Source organism: Litorimonas taeanensis, assembly GCF_003634015.1.
Lineage (GTDB): Bacteria > Pseudomonadota > Alphaproteobacteria > Caulobacterales > Maricaulaceae > Litorimonas > Litorimonas taeanensis.
Window position 1 is genome coordinate 1,147,418 of sequence record NZ_RBII01000001.1, and the last position, 14,691, is coordinate 1,162,108.

General features: G+C 47.4%; 15 protein-coding genes. 6 read left to right on the forward strand and 9 right to left on the reverse strand.

The window, feature by feature from the left end; all coding sequences use genetic code 11:
• Window positions 1-84 precede the first annotated feature (84 nt).
• The 3 genes from rnr (at window position 85) to rpmG (ending at window position 3,370) form a co-directional block, all read left to right on the forward strand.
• Window positions 85-2,349 carry a ribonuclease R gene (rnr, locus tag DES40_RS05355; protein WP_121099496.1) on the forward strand — a complete coding sequence of 755 codons (2,265 nt, stop codon included), beginning with the start codon at window positions 85-87 and terminating at the stop codon, window positions 2,347-2,349.
• Window positions 2,346-3,104 (forward strand): NUDIX hydrolase, encoded by a 759-nt coding sequence (locus tag DES40_RS05360; protein ID WP_121099497.1) that lies wholly within the window; start codon window positions 2,346-2,348, stop codon window positions 3,102-3,104. Before rnr ends, DES40_RS05360 begins: the two co-directional genes overlap by 4 nt.
• Before the next feature lie 98 nt (window positions 3,105-3,202).
• Window positions 3,203-3,370 (forward strand): 50S ribosomal protein L33, encoded by a 168-nt coding sequence (gene rpmG, locus DES40_RS05365; RefSeq protein ID WP_121099498.1) that lies wholly within the window; start codon window positions 3,203-3,205, stop codon window positions 3,368-3,370.
• Between the two features lie 122 nt (window positions 3,371-3,492).
• Here rpmG and DES40_RS05370 read toward each other — a convergent pair whose 3' ends face one another.
• The 4 genes from DES40_RS05370 to DES40_RS05385 form a co-directional block, all read right to left on the reverse strand.
• Window positions 3,493-4,434: a hypothetical protein gene (locus DES40_RS05370; protein ID WP_121099499.1), complete on the reverse strand. Its 942-nt coding sequence runs from the start codon at window positions 4,432-4,434 to the stop codon at window positions 3,493-3,495.
• A complete protein-coding gene (locus DES40_RS05375; protein ID WP_121100452.1) occupies window positions 4,424-7,042 on the reverse strand; it encodes a TonB-dependent receptor in 2,619 nt (872 codons plus the stop codon). The genes DES40_RS05370 and DES40_RS05375 overlap by 11 nt, the downstream gene beginning before the upstream one ends.
• Before the next feature lie 182 nt (window positions 7,043-7,224).
• Window positions 7,225-8,589, reverse strand: a complete 1,365-nt coding sequence (locus DES40_RS05380; protein ID WP_121099500.1) for a PleD family two-component system response regulator — start codon at window positions 8,587-8,589, stop codon at window positions 7,225-7,227.
• Window positions 8,590-8,601: 12 nt separating this feature from the next.
• Complete coding sequence (locus DES40_RS05385; RefSeq protein ID WP_121100454.1) at window positions 8,602-8,973, reverse strand: response regulator; 372 nt, start codon at window positions 8,971-8,973, stop codon at window positions 8,602-8,604.
• Window positions 8,974-9,178: 205 nt separating this feature from the next.
• Between DES40_RS05385 and DES40_RS05390 the strand changes: the two genes are divergently transcribed.
• The gene (locus tag DES40_RS05390) at window positions 9,179-10,567 is read left to right on the forward strand and encodes a DNA polymerase IV (RefSeq protein WP_233345441.1); all 1,389 of its coding nucleotides are present in this window, start codon (window positions 9,179-9,181) and stop codon (window positions 10,565-10,567) included.
• On the opposite strand, the gene DES40_RS05395 is transcribed toward DES40_RS05390, so the two are convergent.
• Both DES40_RS05395 and DES40_RS05400 read right to left on the reverse strand, forming a co-directional pair.
• Window positions 10,564-11,271: a hypothetical protein gene (locus DES40_RS05395; RefSeq protein WP_147405857.1), complete on the reverse strand. Its 708-nt coding sequence runs from the start codon at window positions 11,269-11,271 to the stop codon at window positions 10,564-10,566. The two genes, DES40_RS05390 and DES40_RS05395, sit on opposite strands and share 4 nt — an antisense overlap.
• 4 nt (window positions 11,272-11,275) lie before the next feature.
• Window positions 11,276-11,827, reverse strand: a complete 552-nt coding sequence (locus DES40_RS05400; RefSeq protein ID WP_121099502.1) for a thioredoxin family protein — start codon at window positions 11,825-11,827, stop codon at window positions 11,276-11,278.
• A gap of 56 nt (window positions 11,828-11,883) precedes the next feature.
• Here DES40_RS05400 and DES40_RS05405 point away from each other — a divergent pair, with 56 nt between their 5' ends.
• Window positions 11,884-12,504 carry a S1 family peptidase gene (locus DES40_RS05405; protein WP_121099503.1) on the forward strand — a complete coding sequence of 207 codons (621 nt, stop codon included), beginning with the start codon at window positions 11,884-11,886 and terminating at the stop codon, window positions 12,502-12,504.
• 10 nt (window positions 12,505-12,514) lie between these two features.
• Here DES40_RS05405 and DES40_RS05410 read toward each other — a convergent pair whose 3' ends face one another.
• Together DES40_RS05410 and DES40_RS05415 are read right to left on the reverse strand one after the other, a co-directional pair.
• Complete coding sequence (locus DES40_RS05410) at window positions 12,515-12,931, reverse strand: MAPEG family protein (protein WP_121099504.1); 417 nt, start codon at window positions 12,929-12,931, stop codon at window positions 12,515-12,517.
• A gap of 101 nt (window positions 12,932-13,032) precedes the next feature.
• Window positions 13,033-13,242: a cold-shock protein gene (locus tag DES40_RS05415; RefSeq protein WP_121100458.1), complete on the reverse strand. Its 210-nt coding sequence runs from the start codon at window positions 13,240-13,242 to the stop codon at window positions 13,033-13,035.
• 464 nt (window positions 13,243-13,706) lie between these two features.
• Here DES40_RS05415 and DES40_RS05420 point away from each other — a divergent pair, with 464 nt between their 5' ends.
• Window positions 13,707-14,072: a SemiSWEET family sugar transporter gene (locus DES40_RS05420; protein WP_121099505.1), complete on the forward strand. Its 366-nt coding sequence runs from the start codon at window positions 13,707-13,709 to the stop codon at window positions 14,070-14,072.
• 1 nt (window position 14,073) lies between these two features.
• Here DES40_RS05420 and DES40_RS05425 read toward each other — a convergent pair whose 3' ends face one another.
• Window positions 14,074-14,655, reverse strand: a complete 582-nt coding sequence (locus DES40_RS05425; protein WP_121099506.1) for a hypothetical protein — start codon at window positions 14,653-14,655, stop codon at window positions 14,074-14,076.
• Window positions 14,656-14,691 lie beyond the last annotated feature (36 nt).

A 14,691-nucleotide genomic window follows, 5' to 3' on the forward strand; every position in this document is an offset into this window, starting at 1 on the left:
TTTGCGCCCTATGTCACGGCTCTCATGCTCTGGGCTCGCCAAAACAGCATACACTCATGAGGTGTTAGACATTACAATCCGTCAATGACATCCGCATTTGTCCCTGCTATATCCGCTGCAATGACACTATCCCGTAAATCTGTTTTAGAAACCATTGCGGCGGAGCCAGATCGGTTTGACAATAAAGGGCTTGCACGAAAGCTGAGTGTCAAAGGTGATGCGCGCCGTGACCTTCGGGCAATTTTGCGTGAATTAGAAGAAGATGGCCTTATCTTAAAGTCCTCTAAAAAGACATTTCGCGAAGCTGATGCCCTCCCCGGCGTGATGGTTATCCAAGTCATGAAGATTGACGAACATGGCGATATGATTGGCGTCCCAGAGAGCTTTAAGGGCGAAGGTAACGCCCCCCAAGTCATCATACGCGAAGGCCCGATCTCGAAGAAGTCTAAAGGGCATAAATCTGCTGAAATGAGCGTGGGGGGCCGAGCGCTCTGCCGTATCAAAAAACGCGATGACGGCACAATCATTGCCCAAGTCATGAAAAAACTTGGGACAGGGCCATCTGAACATTTAGGTGTATTATATGAGGGTGGGCGCGGCTGGCGTATTAAACCCGTGAGTAAAAAAGCACGCGACGAATATAAGCCTGTTCGCCTGCCAGAAGGCGCGCAGAATAACGATCTTGTCTTTTTTCGCTCTACACGTCGTAATAAGGGCGACCTACGCCTAGCAGAGATTACGCGTACAATCGGCTCCGCTGATGGAGGCAAGTCTGCTTCGCTAATCTCTCTCTATGAAAACGAAATTCCACAAGGATTTAGCGACGCAGTTATCAAAGAAGCTAAATCTCTTAAACTTCCCAAAATCGACGGCCCAAGGGAAGATTTACGCCACCTCCCCCTCATCACAATTGACCCTGTTGATGCGAAAGATTTCGATGACGCCGTCTTGGCGCACCCCGACGAAAACTCAAAAAACAAAGGGGGCTGGATTATTTGGGTTGCGATTGCGGATGTCGCCGCATTTGTGACACCTGGGTCAGAACTCGATAAAGCCGCACGAGACAAAGGAAATTCAGTATACCTGCCTGATCGCGTTGAACCGATGCTACCTCACGAGCTGTCTTCGGACCTTTGCTCGCTGCGCCCAAATGAAGACCGCGCCTGTATGGCGGTGCGGATGGTATTTGATAAAAAGGGTCATAAAATATCCCATAAGTTCCATCGCGGCCTGATGAAGTCTCATGCTCGATTAACCTATGAACAGGCCCAAAATGGCTTTTTAGGGAGCCCAGAAAAAGAAGCAGAACCTGTCCTAGATGTCCTACAAAACCTCTATGCGGCCTATGGCGTATTAAAACAGGCCCGGGCTGAGCGTGAACCCTTGGCCATAGACCTCCCAGAACGCCGCGTTCACGTAAATGACAAAGGCGAAGTGACGGGGGTGACGGTTCGAGAGCGCTTTGATGCTCATAAGCTCATCGAAGAATTTATGGTACAGGCCAATGTTGCCGCCGCTGAGGCGCTTTCAAAGAAAAACGTCCAAACCATCATCCGACTGCACGAAGCGCCAGACAGAACCAAGCTTCAAGGCCTTATGGATTTCCTGCCAGCGCTCGACCTTAAATTCACATTATCAGAACGCGTGACGCCAAAACGGTTCAATCGTCTCTTGAAACAAGCCGAAGACAAAGACCTCGCCGAAACAGTTGGCATGGCAGTTTTGCGCTCGCAATCGCAAGCCGTATATTCAGCCGATGGTTCAGGGCATTTTGGATTAAACCTTTATCATTATGCACATTTCACATCCCCTATTCGGCGATATGCAGATTTGGTTGTCCACCGAGCGCTCATTAAAACCTTTGACCTTGGGGAGGACGGTACAAGCAAAGAAGAAGCCTCTCGCCTGAAAGAAATCGCGGAATATATTTCTTCAACAGAGCGCCGCGCTATGGTTGCAGAGCGCGACGCCAAGGACCGCTATATTGCGGCCTATCTGGAAAAACATATTGGAGCAGAATTTGATGCCCGCATTACCGGTGTGACCAAGTTTGGTCTGTTTATCACCCTTGATGAAACCGGCGCAGACGGCCTTATTCCCGCGCGCAGTCTTGGCCAAGAATATTACGCTTTCGATGAAAAGAAAAAGGCACTAACCGGCGTTGAAAGTGGGAACACCTATAAATTTGGTCGCCAAGTTCGCGTGCGCCTCCAAGAAGCCACACCAGTCACTGGCGGCCTCGTCTTTGAGATGCTGAGTAAAGGCGAAGCCGGTAAAGCCCCAAGACGAAACTCAAGAGACCGCGGCAACGCTTCACGCGGCAGAAAACATCAAAGACGTAGACGATGAAACGCGATAGCGAGCAAAATTTCCCTCTGGGAAAGATAAAAATGACTGAACAAGAGGTCGATCGCCGCGCGCAATTATCCCGCGCGCCGCGCCCTCGAATCGCTTCGACCATCGTCTTGACTATTGGGGACAAAACAAACCCCAAAATTTTGATGGGACAGCGCTCTAAACGACATGATTTCATGCCCAGTGTTTACGTGTTTCCTGGCGGCCGTGTGGACCGCGCCGATAGCTACGCCAAATACGCCGGGGATCTTAGCCCCCGCACTGAACGCATATTAGAAGCTGCCTATACGCCCCGTAAATCTCGCGCCATTGTTCTCGCCGCTGTACGTGAGACTTGGGAAGAAACGCGCTTGCTACTTGGGAAGTCTGTAAATGAGGGTGTTCGTAATCTGAATCATCCAAGCTATGACGCCTTTCGAAAGGCTGGCCTACACCCGGATATTTCAGGCATAGAGGTCTTTGGCCGCGCTATTACTCCGCCTCACCGTCATAAACGCTTTGACGCGTGGTTTTTTCATAAACATCTGGGCGACATTCAACCGCCCAAAATTGAAGACAGCGCGGAACTTCTCAATGTGGGCTGGTTCACTTTTGATGATATAGAGAATTTAGAACGGCAACGCGCCACAACGATGATGCTCGGCGTTTTAAAAGACTATCTGTCCCATAATCGCCCGCCCAAAGATATATTCCAATCAAAGGCCATACGCGGCGAAATGCGGGCCTCGCGGTTTCCAGAGATAAATTAAAGCCTTGCCGCCCAAATCTCTGCAATCTCGGAGTTGACATTAGGGCGAATCCCGCTTAATTGCCGCGCTTCGAATTACAGAAGAAAGGCGCGTGCGTCATGGCGAAGCCAACAACTATTAAAATCCGTCTTAACTCGACAGCTGACACTGGTTACTTCTACGTGACAAAGAAAAACTCACGTACAATGACAGAAAAAATGGTCAAACGTAAATATGACCCTGTTGTGCGTAAGCATGTGGATTTCAAAGAAGGCAAGATTAAGTAATCTTTCCTGACTTTATTTATTGAAAAGCCGCTCTTTTGGGCGGTTTTTTTATGCACATTTAGACCCTGCCCCAATAGAGCCTGCCCCAACAAAATGGGGCAAAGTATAAGTGAAGCTACATTTTATCTGAAACGGCGCGCCGTTGGCTCATCAAATGTGATGGCAGGGATTTCGATTTCTCGAATCAACCCATCTCGCCGCTCGACAGCCACTATATTACGAGAGCCATTCACGCCCCAGCTAAAGGCTTGACCTTCGACCTCAAGATCTATTGTCGCGATGTGGATGAGAGTCGGCCCCATTACAGGTTTTGCCAAAACATACATTTCAGGTCTATCGTGCCCCAAAATATAAAGCAGCCCATCGGGCCCTAAGGCGCCGCCTGAGGCCGCATAAGGTTTCATCCGCTCTATGGCGCTGCCTGGAAACAACCAACCGCCTGTACGGCGCCACGCCGCATCAAAAGCGACCACGCTTGCATATCGGCTGTCTTTGAAACCTGCGCTGCCTTTATTATCATAATGAGCAAAACCAGCGATATATCCGCCATCGACTTCATCAAACCATGTCAATGACCCTTCATCTCTGAGGCCAAGGCTATGACTCTCTATGTGCTGAAGTGTCTGCGTATCAAAGATTTCTATCGATGACGCCATAGGGACTTGGGAATAGTTTGAATTGGCGCACCAAAGCTTTTCATTCTTCGCATAACAGGAATTCATGTGACGTATCAGGCCGTTCTTTGGCCCGATAAAACGCCCCAAGAAGGCCCCATCACTGCGCCTGTATTTGGCAATAACCGTATTATCCACCGCATAGAGATGCGCCTCATCTATGGCCGCCCCCTGATCGGCTTCAGGGGCGGTATAGCTGCGAAGTGTCTTGGCTTTGTACCGCGAGACCTGAGGTGGAGTATAATCAGGTACCGTTAAAGGGCCTGTATTTTGCAAAGCAGGAGTTTCTGGTTCAACATTCGGTTTCGCAGCAGAGCTCTGGTTGCAGGCCCCTAATAATAGAGCCTGCACACAGCATATTGCAAAAAGACTATGAGATTTAAAACCCATAAGAAAATCCTACATAAATAGTACGGCCTACATATTCATGTTCGGTGTTTTGCGTTTCAATGCCACCTTGGAATTCAGTTGTTGGCTCATCATTAATATTCACGGCTTCGGCAAATACTTTCAGCTGATCCATAACATCATAACTTACTTTTGCATCGAACCGACCAAATTTACCTTGGCTGAGATTTAATCCAGGGTTGTCCAAATTCACGCCCGTTAGGAAGTCGTCATTATAAGCATAGCTTACAGACGCATCAAAGCCGTGGTTTTGATAGAATAGCGTTAGAGCGTAAGTCATCTCCGCTTGATTCAAGAGTGGCAGAGTCACGCCATTGACCTCTGTTTCTCCATCTAGGAATGTCGCCGTTGCCGAAACACCGATACCTGACAAAGCTTCAGGAAGGAATGGATCAAGCTGAGTTTGCGCGACAAGCTCCAGACCTTTCAAAGTCGAGCTTCCACTGTTCACAGTTGTATCAATGTTAAGCTCTGTCAAATCTGATGCATCAATCGCACCATTAAGGCCGCGAGCCTCTAATTGAGCTTCGATGTCGGCTTGTGTCGTATACCGTTCTGATAATCCAACTAGGTCATCAGAGATGTCTTTATAAAACACTGAGGCCGATAAAAGTGTCAGTGAGTTTGCATACCATTCCAAACTTGCATCAAAGTTCCAAGACAAGCGCGGTTTCAGATCAGGATTACCAATAGACAAATCACCAATCGTCAACTCTTCAGAGAAAGACGAACGCGGGGCGATGTCTGTAAAGTCTGGACGTCCTAAGGCCCGCGTTATTGCGCCTCGAGCTTTTAGCGTTTCAGACACATCATAATTGATTAAAAGCGCAGGCAGCACATTGATGTAGTCACCGCCATCTTCCACCTCTACAGCATCCTCCCCTTCCAGCAAAAAGCCAGATGAATTGACGTCTGTAGCTTCAATTCTTACGCCTGTAATAATTTGGGCTGGCCCATAAGTTTTCGTACCCATGACGTAACCTGCGAGAACAGTTTCTTTAATTCTGTAATCAGAGGCAAAATTAGCGATAAAGTTTTCACTGGTGTTCAGTACAAAGTAATCAGAATTTGATGGCTCTGCCAAGAAAGCATCCATCGCGTCAATATTCATAAAGATATTGGGTGGGCAGCCTTGCGCCGAACAATTTTGAAAGGCTCCACTTGTGAAATCTGAAGAGGTCGCGAGATTTAAATCTAATGCACCTCCGTCATAACGTGTAAGTTGGTAATCCCAATCTCGATCCGTTTGACGTGCCTTTACCCCAGCCTTTATAATTGTATCGGCACCCTTCTCCCATGACACATCAAACTGCCCCATAAGGCCATCCTCAGTCATATCTGAATCTTGAAAACGAGCCCGGCGGAAAGGTAATAGTGAAGCATCCTGGCGGTCAGGTGTACCTGCATCTGGCGTGATAGAAACAACACCATCGGCATTAATTTCAAAACTATTTGGACCAAAGTCCGTTCCAGAACGCCATTCCCAATATGAATAAGGCTCTGAAATAGTATTTTTATTATATTGCCCCAAGTAATCGAAGGTCAGATTATCAACGATGTTTTGGCCGCCTGCTGAGAGGCTGAAAATTTCCTTTTCAGGACTTTCCAAGCGAATATTTGCTGCAATACGGTTTAGGCCTGACGTGCCGCCATTGGCAGATGTGTAAACAATGTCTTCTGTGAAATTCTGCTCGTAACGATTACGGTGCTGGAACTCATCCCATTTGGCATAGAACCCACGCGCAAAATACTTGGAGACATCATCGGGACGAAACTCAACCGTACCATTTAAATTTAAACGCTCACGGCCAATGATATAGTAATTGTTTTTAACATTCTCTGGGGCGGCACCACCTGTTTGCTCTACCCAGTCATCCTGATAATAACCTGGCGCGACATATTCACGGTCAGACCAAGACCCGCCAATCAACCAGCCAAATGTATCATCATCCGTTTTTCCAGATAATGTCGCATCAATGCTATACGGATTATGTCCACCATAGGCTTCGTCTTCAGGCTGAATTTCTTCAAAACCAAAACGCCCAGATAAGTAACCATAGAAGGAGTCAGGCCTATCAAAGGGAGACTTCGTTTCGACATTCACGGTACCGCCAATACCTTGAGCATCCATGTCAGGCGTAGGTGTTTTAATAACTTGTACTGCGCCCAAAACACCGCCGGCAATAATATCGAGCGGGGCCTGACGGCCGCCATTTTCTGTTTCAGGAGAGCCGAGCCCCATGCCGTTAATCGTTACATTATTCAAAGACGGGTTAATGCCGCGAATTTGTACGTATCGTCCCTCGCCCTTTTCCACGAGCATAGAAACACCGGCTAAACGATTGAGGCTTTCCCCCACATTTTTATCCGGGAGTTGACCCAGTTCATCCGTTCCAAGCGCATCAATAATACCGAGCGCTTCACGCTTTGCATTAATTCCAGTTTCCCGTGAAAGCTTTGTACCCGTTACGATAACCTCATCATTGACTAAGCTTTGTCCGTCATTGGGGCCAGCCTGTGCAAAGCTGTTTTGTGAAATGAGCGCTAAAGCCATTGCGCTTGTTGTTAACAGAGGTCTTAGGTTTTGCATTTTTTCTTCCAAATTTACCAAGAATTTGGAGCGTCCCTAAGTATCTCACATGACTGATTGGTAACGACTTGGTCAAAGTTTAATGACGGATAAGTCATAAAATGATGACAAGGACAGAAAGCAATGACTTCAGATTGCAGACGTTTATAGTGACTACCTAATAGCCAAAAACACGGCTCTAATTAAGCCGCAGCGTCAAGTAATGGCGCAGGAAGCACTTGATTACGTCCCCCTTGTTTTGCGGCATATAAAGCGGCATCCGCCCGCTTAAAAACATCACGAAGCTCTTCGCCTTTGCGAACCTGTGCCACACCTGCGCTTGTTGTAATTTGCAAAGCCTGACCTTCGACATAGATTGGCGTACCTGCGATTAAGCCGCGTACTCGATCGGCAGCGCTCAAAGCGGCCTCTTGGATAGTGTCTGGCATTGCAATCATAAACTCTTCGCCGCCATACCGGCTTACAATATCAATAGAGCGCATGTTCGTCACAAGGCGCGCGGCTACCTCTTTCAAAATTTGATCGCCCATATCATGGCCTAAAATATCATTGACGCGTTTAAAGTGGTCAATATCAAAAACCATTATTGAGAAAGGCTGATTTTTAGTCTCTAGGGCATCAAATAATGGTAGAATTGAACGGTCAAAATAGCGCCTATTCCCTAGCCCCGTTAACGGGTCAGAAATCACCATTTCTAGGTTCTCATTAAAATTATCGCGCAAATTATCAGCATAAAACTTTCGGCGCATTGACGTATTCACGCGGGCAAGCATTTCCTGTTTATCAATGGGACGCATCAATGTGTCGTTCACGCCAATATCATAGGCACGAATAAGACGCGCTTCATCTTCGGGATCACCGATAATCAATATGGGGGTTTCGCGATTTTCTTCATTAAAGCGAAGGCTGGCGCATACTCTAAGCCCATCAAACTTCTTGGAAAGTAAACTTACAATAATCAAGTCCACCCCTGCCTTGGCTCGGCGCAATGCGGTGACAGGATCTGTTTCAATCAAAACATTATGAATTGGACTCAGCGTTTTTGCGACTTTTCCAGAGCGTAGAACATCATCCTCAATTAATAAGACAGTCCCGCTTTTCTTGTTTATGCCTTCGAGCACCCCACGCGCATCATGCGCTAATTCATGATTATGGGTTAAAAGTTGATCCGTTATCATTTTAAGTCGCAAGAGAGAACGCACTCGCGCCATTAAGTTAAAATCATCAATCGGCTTTGAAATAAAATCATCGGCCCCAGCTTCTAGGCCACGAATACGGTCTTTGGTTTCTTCTAATGCCGTCACCATAACGACAGGGATATGCCAAGTTTTGGGGTTTTGCTTTAACTGGCGACACGCCTCAAATCCGCTCATTCCCGGCATCATCGCATCCATCAATATCAAATCAACGGGTTCTTTAAAGGCTATCTCCAGCGCTTTTTCACCGCTTTTGGCGGTCACAACATCATAATATTCAGCTTGGAGCTTAACCTCGAGCAGATTCAGGTTTGGAGCCAAATCATCAACGACAAGTATGCGAGCAGACATATCGAGCCTTTCTTAAGCAGGCTCAACAAACTTGCGTACAGTCGCTAGAAAAGACGAAATTGTGATGGGTTTGGCAATATAAGCCTCACATCCACCATCGCGAATACGCTTCTCATCACCTTTCATGGCAAAGGCTGTGACAGCGATAACGGGAATATCAGCAAGAGCTTTATCATCCTTAATCCATTTAGTGACTTCAAGCCCTGAAACTTCAGGAAGTTGTATATCCATCAAAATGAGGTCAGGCAGAAACTCCCTTGCCATTCCAATCGCTTTTAACCCCTCACGGGTTTGACGTGTTTCATATCCATGCGCATCCAACAGATCGGCAAAGAGCTTCATATTAAGCTCGTTATCTTCAACAATGAGAACTTTTTTGGGCATGATTTTTAACATCGTTCCGAATTCACCAATATGTGTAGACTTTGCGCCTACGTTTTTGTTTTCTTGGCCACACTATGACAGACTATCCTTAACTAAGCGTATGTTTGATCTTAGGAGTGGGTTAACCATAGACGGGCGTAGATTATCCATTTATGCCTTATTACGACACAGAACATAACAGGAACGCTCTAAGGATTCGTAAAGATTGTCATCTCATTTTGACATAAACCTGCCCTCGTCTCTCATATCTTTATGTCGAGACTGCGGCGCTGGGTCTACTGACCTTTTATCGCGTTGTCCGAAATGTGAAAGCGGGCGCATAATTTCACATAGCGAGCTTGGACATCTCTCAATTGCTCATGTTGATTGTGACGCTTTTTATTGCTCCGTAGAGAAACGTGACAACCCCGAGATTCGTGACAAGCCTGTTATCGTAGGCGGAGGACAGCGCGGCGTTGTATCGGCAGCATGTTATCATGCGCGCATCTATGGTGTACGGTCTGCGATGCCGATGTTCAAAGCGTTAAAACTGTGTCCTGATGCCGTCGTCGTCAGAGGCAGTATGGAGAAATACGCATATGAAGGCCGCCGAATTCGGGATATGATGAAAGCGCTGACCCCTTTGGTCGAGCCTCTTTCCATCGATGAGGCCTTTCTTGACTTAAGCGGGACCCAACGGCTGCATGGTCTTACCCCTGTTGAAAGCCTTATGAAATTGCAAAGCCGTATATTAAAAGACGTTGGCGTGACCGTTTCTGTGGGGCTTTCCTATAATAAGTTCTTAGCCAAAACGGCCTCAGATTTAGATAAACCTCATGGGTTTGCTGTTTTAGGACGGAGTGATGCACAGACGTTTCTATTGGACAAACCTGTAGGGTTTATATTTGGAATAGGCCCTGCTTTTGCTGCCAAACTGATGAAAGGCGGACTGCATACAATCGCCGATGTTCGCAAAATTTCTGACAAAGAAATGGCAAAACGGTTTGGCGAGCCAGGCTTGCGGCTGGCACGTCTCGCCCGTGCCGAAGACTTTCGCAAAGTAAAACCCCGCGCTGAACGCAAATCCGTTTCCGCCGAAACCACCTTTAATACAGATATTTCAGATAAGGACGATTTGAAGGACAAGCTATGGCAAGTTTGTTTGAAAACCGCAGACAGAGCAAAAGCCAAAAACCTTGCGGGACGCACTGTCACTTTAAAGCTAAAGACCTCACGCTTTAAATCAATTACGCGTCGACGAACACTCGCCCAACCCGTTCAGCTCGCCGATACTATATTCCGAGCGCTGGAACCGCTATTAGAGGCCGAATTAAAAGGCAGCTCTTATCGCCTTATCGGTGCGGGTATATCAAGCCTTAGCGCACCGATTGGCGATAGTGCCGACTTGCTAGATCCGCAGGCAAGCAAACGCGGTCAAGCGGAGCGCGCCTCGGATATAGCGCGTGAGAAATTTGGCCGTGACGCCATTGTAACGGGTCGAGGCTTTCGCCTTAACCAAGCCCGCAATAAACAAACATCAGAGGCCACAAGCCTACCGACGAAAATCAATCCACAAGACATTGAGAGCCATACACCGCCTAAAAAGACCCCTTAAAATTTTAAGGGCTCACCAAATTGCGCGCGTCGCCCTCTCTCTATGGCCCAGATGCAGACGGTTAATAAGCCAAACGCAAAAAGGCCTGACACCCCAAGAACCACACCCTGTGGCTGCGTCGCGGGATCAAAGGTTCCAGCTTGCAAATCTAATCCTGGTTTTGTGATGGCAATAAATTGCAAAATACACATGAAAGTAAAAAGCACGATGGGGGCGAGGCTATAAAAAACAGTTTTGGGTTTTGTAACTCCCATCCAATAAACAAACCCCAAAAGTAATAGTCCTATTTCCATAGCAAAGGACAAAAGTGGATAATCCCAAAGGGCGAAGCCCAAATGCAAATCACCCCCCGGATAAAGTGGTAAGTCTGGCCGATGCACAACCAAATCGAGTACCCAATGAGAGAAAGCCAATAGTGAGACGACAATAAAACCTTTTCGCCCAGCACTAGGTTTAAAGCTAATAAATATGGCTCCTGCCGCAATGGAAATGATAAGCGAAGTCAGCAGAGAATGTGACCATGGAATATGAAAGACTGGCTGCCCATCTTTCATAACAGAGCCTTCAACCCCCATGATTGCCAATACAGAAAAAACAATATCAACGGCCTGAACAGCCAGAAAGGCTTGCCATAAAGGCACTAAAGGCGCGGTTCGTCCACGTTGTGTATCCCAGACCGCCGGCCCGTAATGCCCCATAAACATATGTTTAATCCTCGACTATGTCGTCTGCACCAGAGTTTCCATCATGGGCGTAACTTTGGAAGTAATCATAGATATCTACGTCTTTACGGCTCGCCGCATTTCGCCATGTCGGCGCTGTTTCCAGATTAAGGATTTGACCTGTCCCATCAATAATCAATACAGTTGGCGTGCCCTTTGTGCCGTCCAAACCAAACCGCCGGGCAATATCTTGGTTTTTATTTTTTTGTCCAACATCAATATATTCAAGGACATAATTTTCGCCGAGTAAGTTTTTGAATTCTGACGTTTCAAAATGGGTGGCCAAGGCTCGACTGTCATGACACCAATTCGCCCCCATTACGATAAGGGCTTTTTTATCTTCGGCGGCGGCTTTGATTATCGCTTCATCCACGGCCTTGCTCGCATTTTTATCGCTCACAAAGGGCATCACCTCGCCGTGTTTATCGCGCGGATAATCAATTATGTCAGCCCCTTTGCCATCAGCATTAGCGGGCACGAATGCCGTAGAGCAGGCTGTCATTAGAACAAAAGAAAATAGGGACAGTATGAATTTCATATGGCCTTATATCACACTCAGCTTGCTCTACCAGAAAAACTGGAACACAAGGCCCCATGTCTTTTTTTTCTATATTTCGCCGAAAACCATCCCCCAAAACAACCGTTAAGCCCAAGGCAGTTAAGGCTCAGGCCTTAAGCCCAAAGCCTTCGTTAACTCAAACCGACCTTGATGTGAGACGCTATTTTCATAATGAACGAGGTTTTCAATGTTACACGACATGGTTTGCCTATTGGGGCGGCTGGATAAGTGCAGGACATTGCGTCAGTGAAGCTATGGATCACACGCCCGACTTTGCGCCCGACGATTGCACTAGTTGGCCAGACGGATTGGATGCGGCGCTTGCAGGCTGCACGAAGCCGGCTGCTCGGCCTCAGTCTCCGAAAATTGGGCAGTCCGTCATACTAATGGGTTATCCTGCTGGGTCTCGAACCCCCGAAATCCGAAAAGGCACCGTCTATTATGAACGTATGCCCGGACAGTGGATTGCTCATATCACAGATCCAGACGAACCTGTTGTGACAGGTATGAGCGGCGGCCCTGTAATAGATGCTCAGAGCGGCCATCCCATTGGCATTATCATTACGCGGAATAGTCCTGCGGATTTAAATAATGACCGCGACCCCGATGAGAGCGCAGATTTTATCGCCCTCGCCTCTGTCTGGGATACGCTTTAAGAGCTTAAGCTTATAAAAGCGTAAGCCCCACCATCACCGCCAACACAAGCGTTGAAAGCGTGAAGATGGAAAACCGTATCATAACTGGGCCAGCATTAGTTTGGATAAAACTATGCACGACCCGCAAAGCCACATAAGCCCAAGCCAGATAGAATAATATTGATGAGGTTTGCGATGTCAGAGTGATGTAGAACATCAAGGCATAGAACAGAGTCGGCTGCTCCATCAGATGATTATAGTTATGCGCTGCGACTTGCGCCTTTAGTGGCAATTGACCCTTCCACCCACTATCTGGGAGCTTTGCTTTGTCAGGAGCCATACGGGCCGACTTCATGGCTGGGATACGCCGTATATAAAGCAACACCCATATTAAGAGCGTCCAAACAATCAAAGCCATTACAGGCGCTAAAAAAGTTTCCGGTGTCATGAAGGCCCCCAATTTTTTTGAGACATTACCCTATCCAATGACAATCGCCCACAAAAAAAGGGCCCTCAAGAGGCCCTTCCCATTCAATATTGAATTTTGGCTTACGCCATTGCAATATTTTCGACAGCAGTTTTACCTGTGCGCTCGTTTTTGGCTGTATCGAAAGTTACTTTATCACCTTCGTTAAGACCTTGTAGGCCTCCGCGCTGAAGCGCAGTGATGTGTACAAATACATCGTCGCCGCCGGCTTCTGGTTGAATAAAGCCGAAGCCTTTTGTTGTGTTGAAGAACTTTACGGTTCCAGCTTGCATTTCGTCTGACATGGTATTTCCTTTCACGTCATTTTGGCCGCCCACTGCAGGTGGCCCTATTGTCGAGGAAGGATATTACTGCGTACTCACAACAGCGCTCGAAACATTATATTAAGCGCACCATTAATAGCCGGGTAGTCTGGCCGTCTTCGATATTCGCGATATGGGGGTGAATTGAAATAATAGCAAGCAATAGTTTTTTGACGGTTTGGTGAAGCACGGGCGACATAGAGCGGGTGAAACAGCGTCCTCCGCCCAATAATGGCCCGATTATGCAAGTTCGAATTCAATGATACTCGACCTTCGGTGTCTCTGGTTTCTAGTGTGAACCGTTTCGGAAAAGCCGTCACAAGCAGCCCAGAACGTCATACCAGCTATGATAAGATAGAGGTGAAATCTGTTTGCCAAAATTTGCGAATATGCGTTAGGGCGATAGAGAGTTTTACTTATTGTCCGAGGGTCTTATGACACAGACTGAAATTATAGGTTTTGCAGCGGCCTCTCTAACGACGCTGTCCTTTGTACCGCAAGCCTATTTGGTGATACGCACAAAGCGAACCTCCGGCATATCTTTATTGATGTATTCTTTTTACGTGATTGGGGTTTCGTTGTGGTTGACCTATGGCATTCTCACGGGCGCCAAACCTATTATCGCCAGTAACTCGGTAACTATTGTTTTGGCGGGTTCCATTTTGTTTATCGCCGCAAGCGAACGCTGGAAGCGGCGCGGGACTTTGAAAGCCCGGCCGCCTGGGGTCACGCTGACGCCTTTTCAAAATCCCGATATTATCTATTATCAAGATGGTGGCTTAAAAGAGGGCCGCAAGTAACCTATCGATGGCGTGGTCTGCCTTCTGACTGACAGGTTTTATCATAGCACTGACGTAGCTTTCTAACTTTACCATCATTGGGTTCTGTCTGAAAAACCCAATTCGGACAGGCCGATACTCGTAATAAAGGGGGGCGACCATTTCGCGCTTCAACAAAGGCAATATGCGTTTGTTCAGATGACGGCGCCGACCCGCACCACGGCCCCGCGCATCCAATCTCCATATCCACAGGTAAACCAGAGAGCGGAACATCATAGCGTCTATTCGGCCCAAGAGAGAAACCTTCAAAAAAGGCACGTTGAATTTTTGGCGGCTGCGGCGCTTGATGAGGCGGGATGCCTTGATGAGGCGCCCCATAAGAGTCTTGGTAAGTATCAAGAGGTTTGGGCGGATTGATACCATGTGTGATCGTTCTGAACTTACCCACAAAGATATGGTAAACCGTGTCAGACGCTTTCGCCTCTTCCATTTTTTGCGCAAGGTCTGGCATGGCGCAGCTCAGCGCTGATGCAGTTTGCCCCATCATCAAAGCCCCCATCACGCCCATTAAAATAACAGATCGTTTCCGTAAATTTTGTCTCATCTTCGCCTCCTCTGCCTCTATCTCAATCAGAGACTA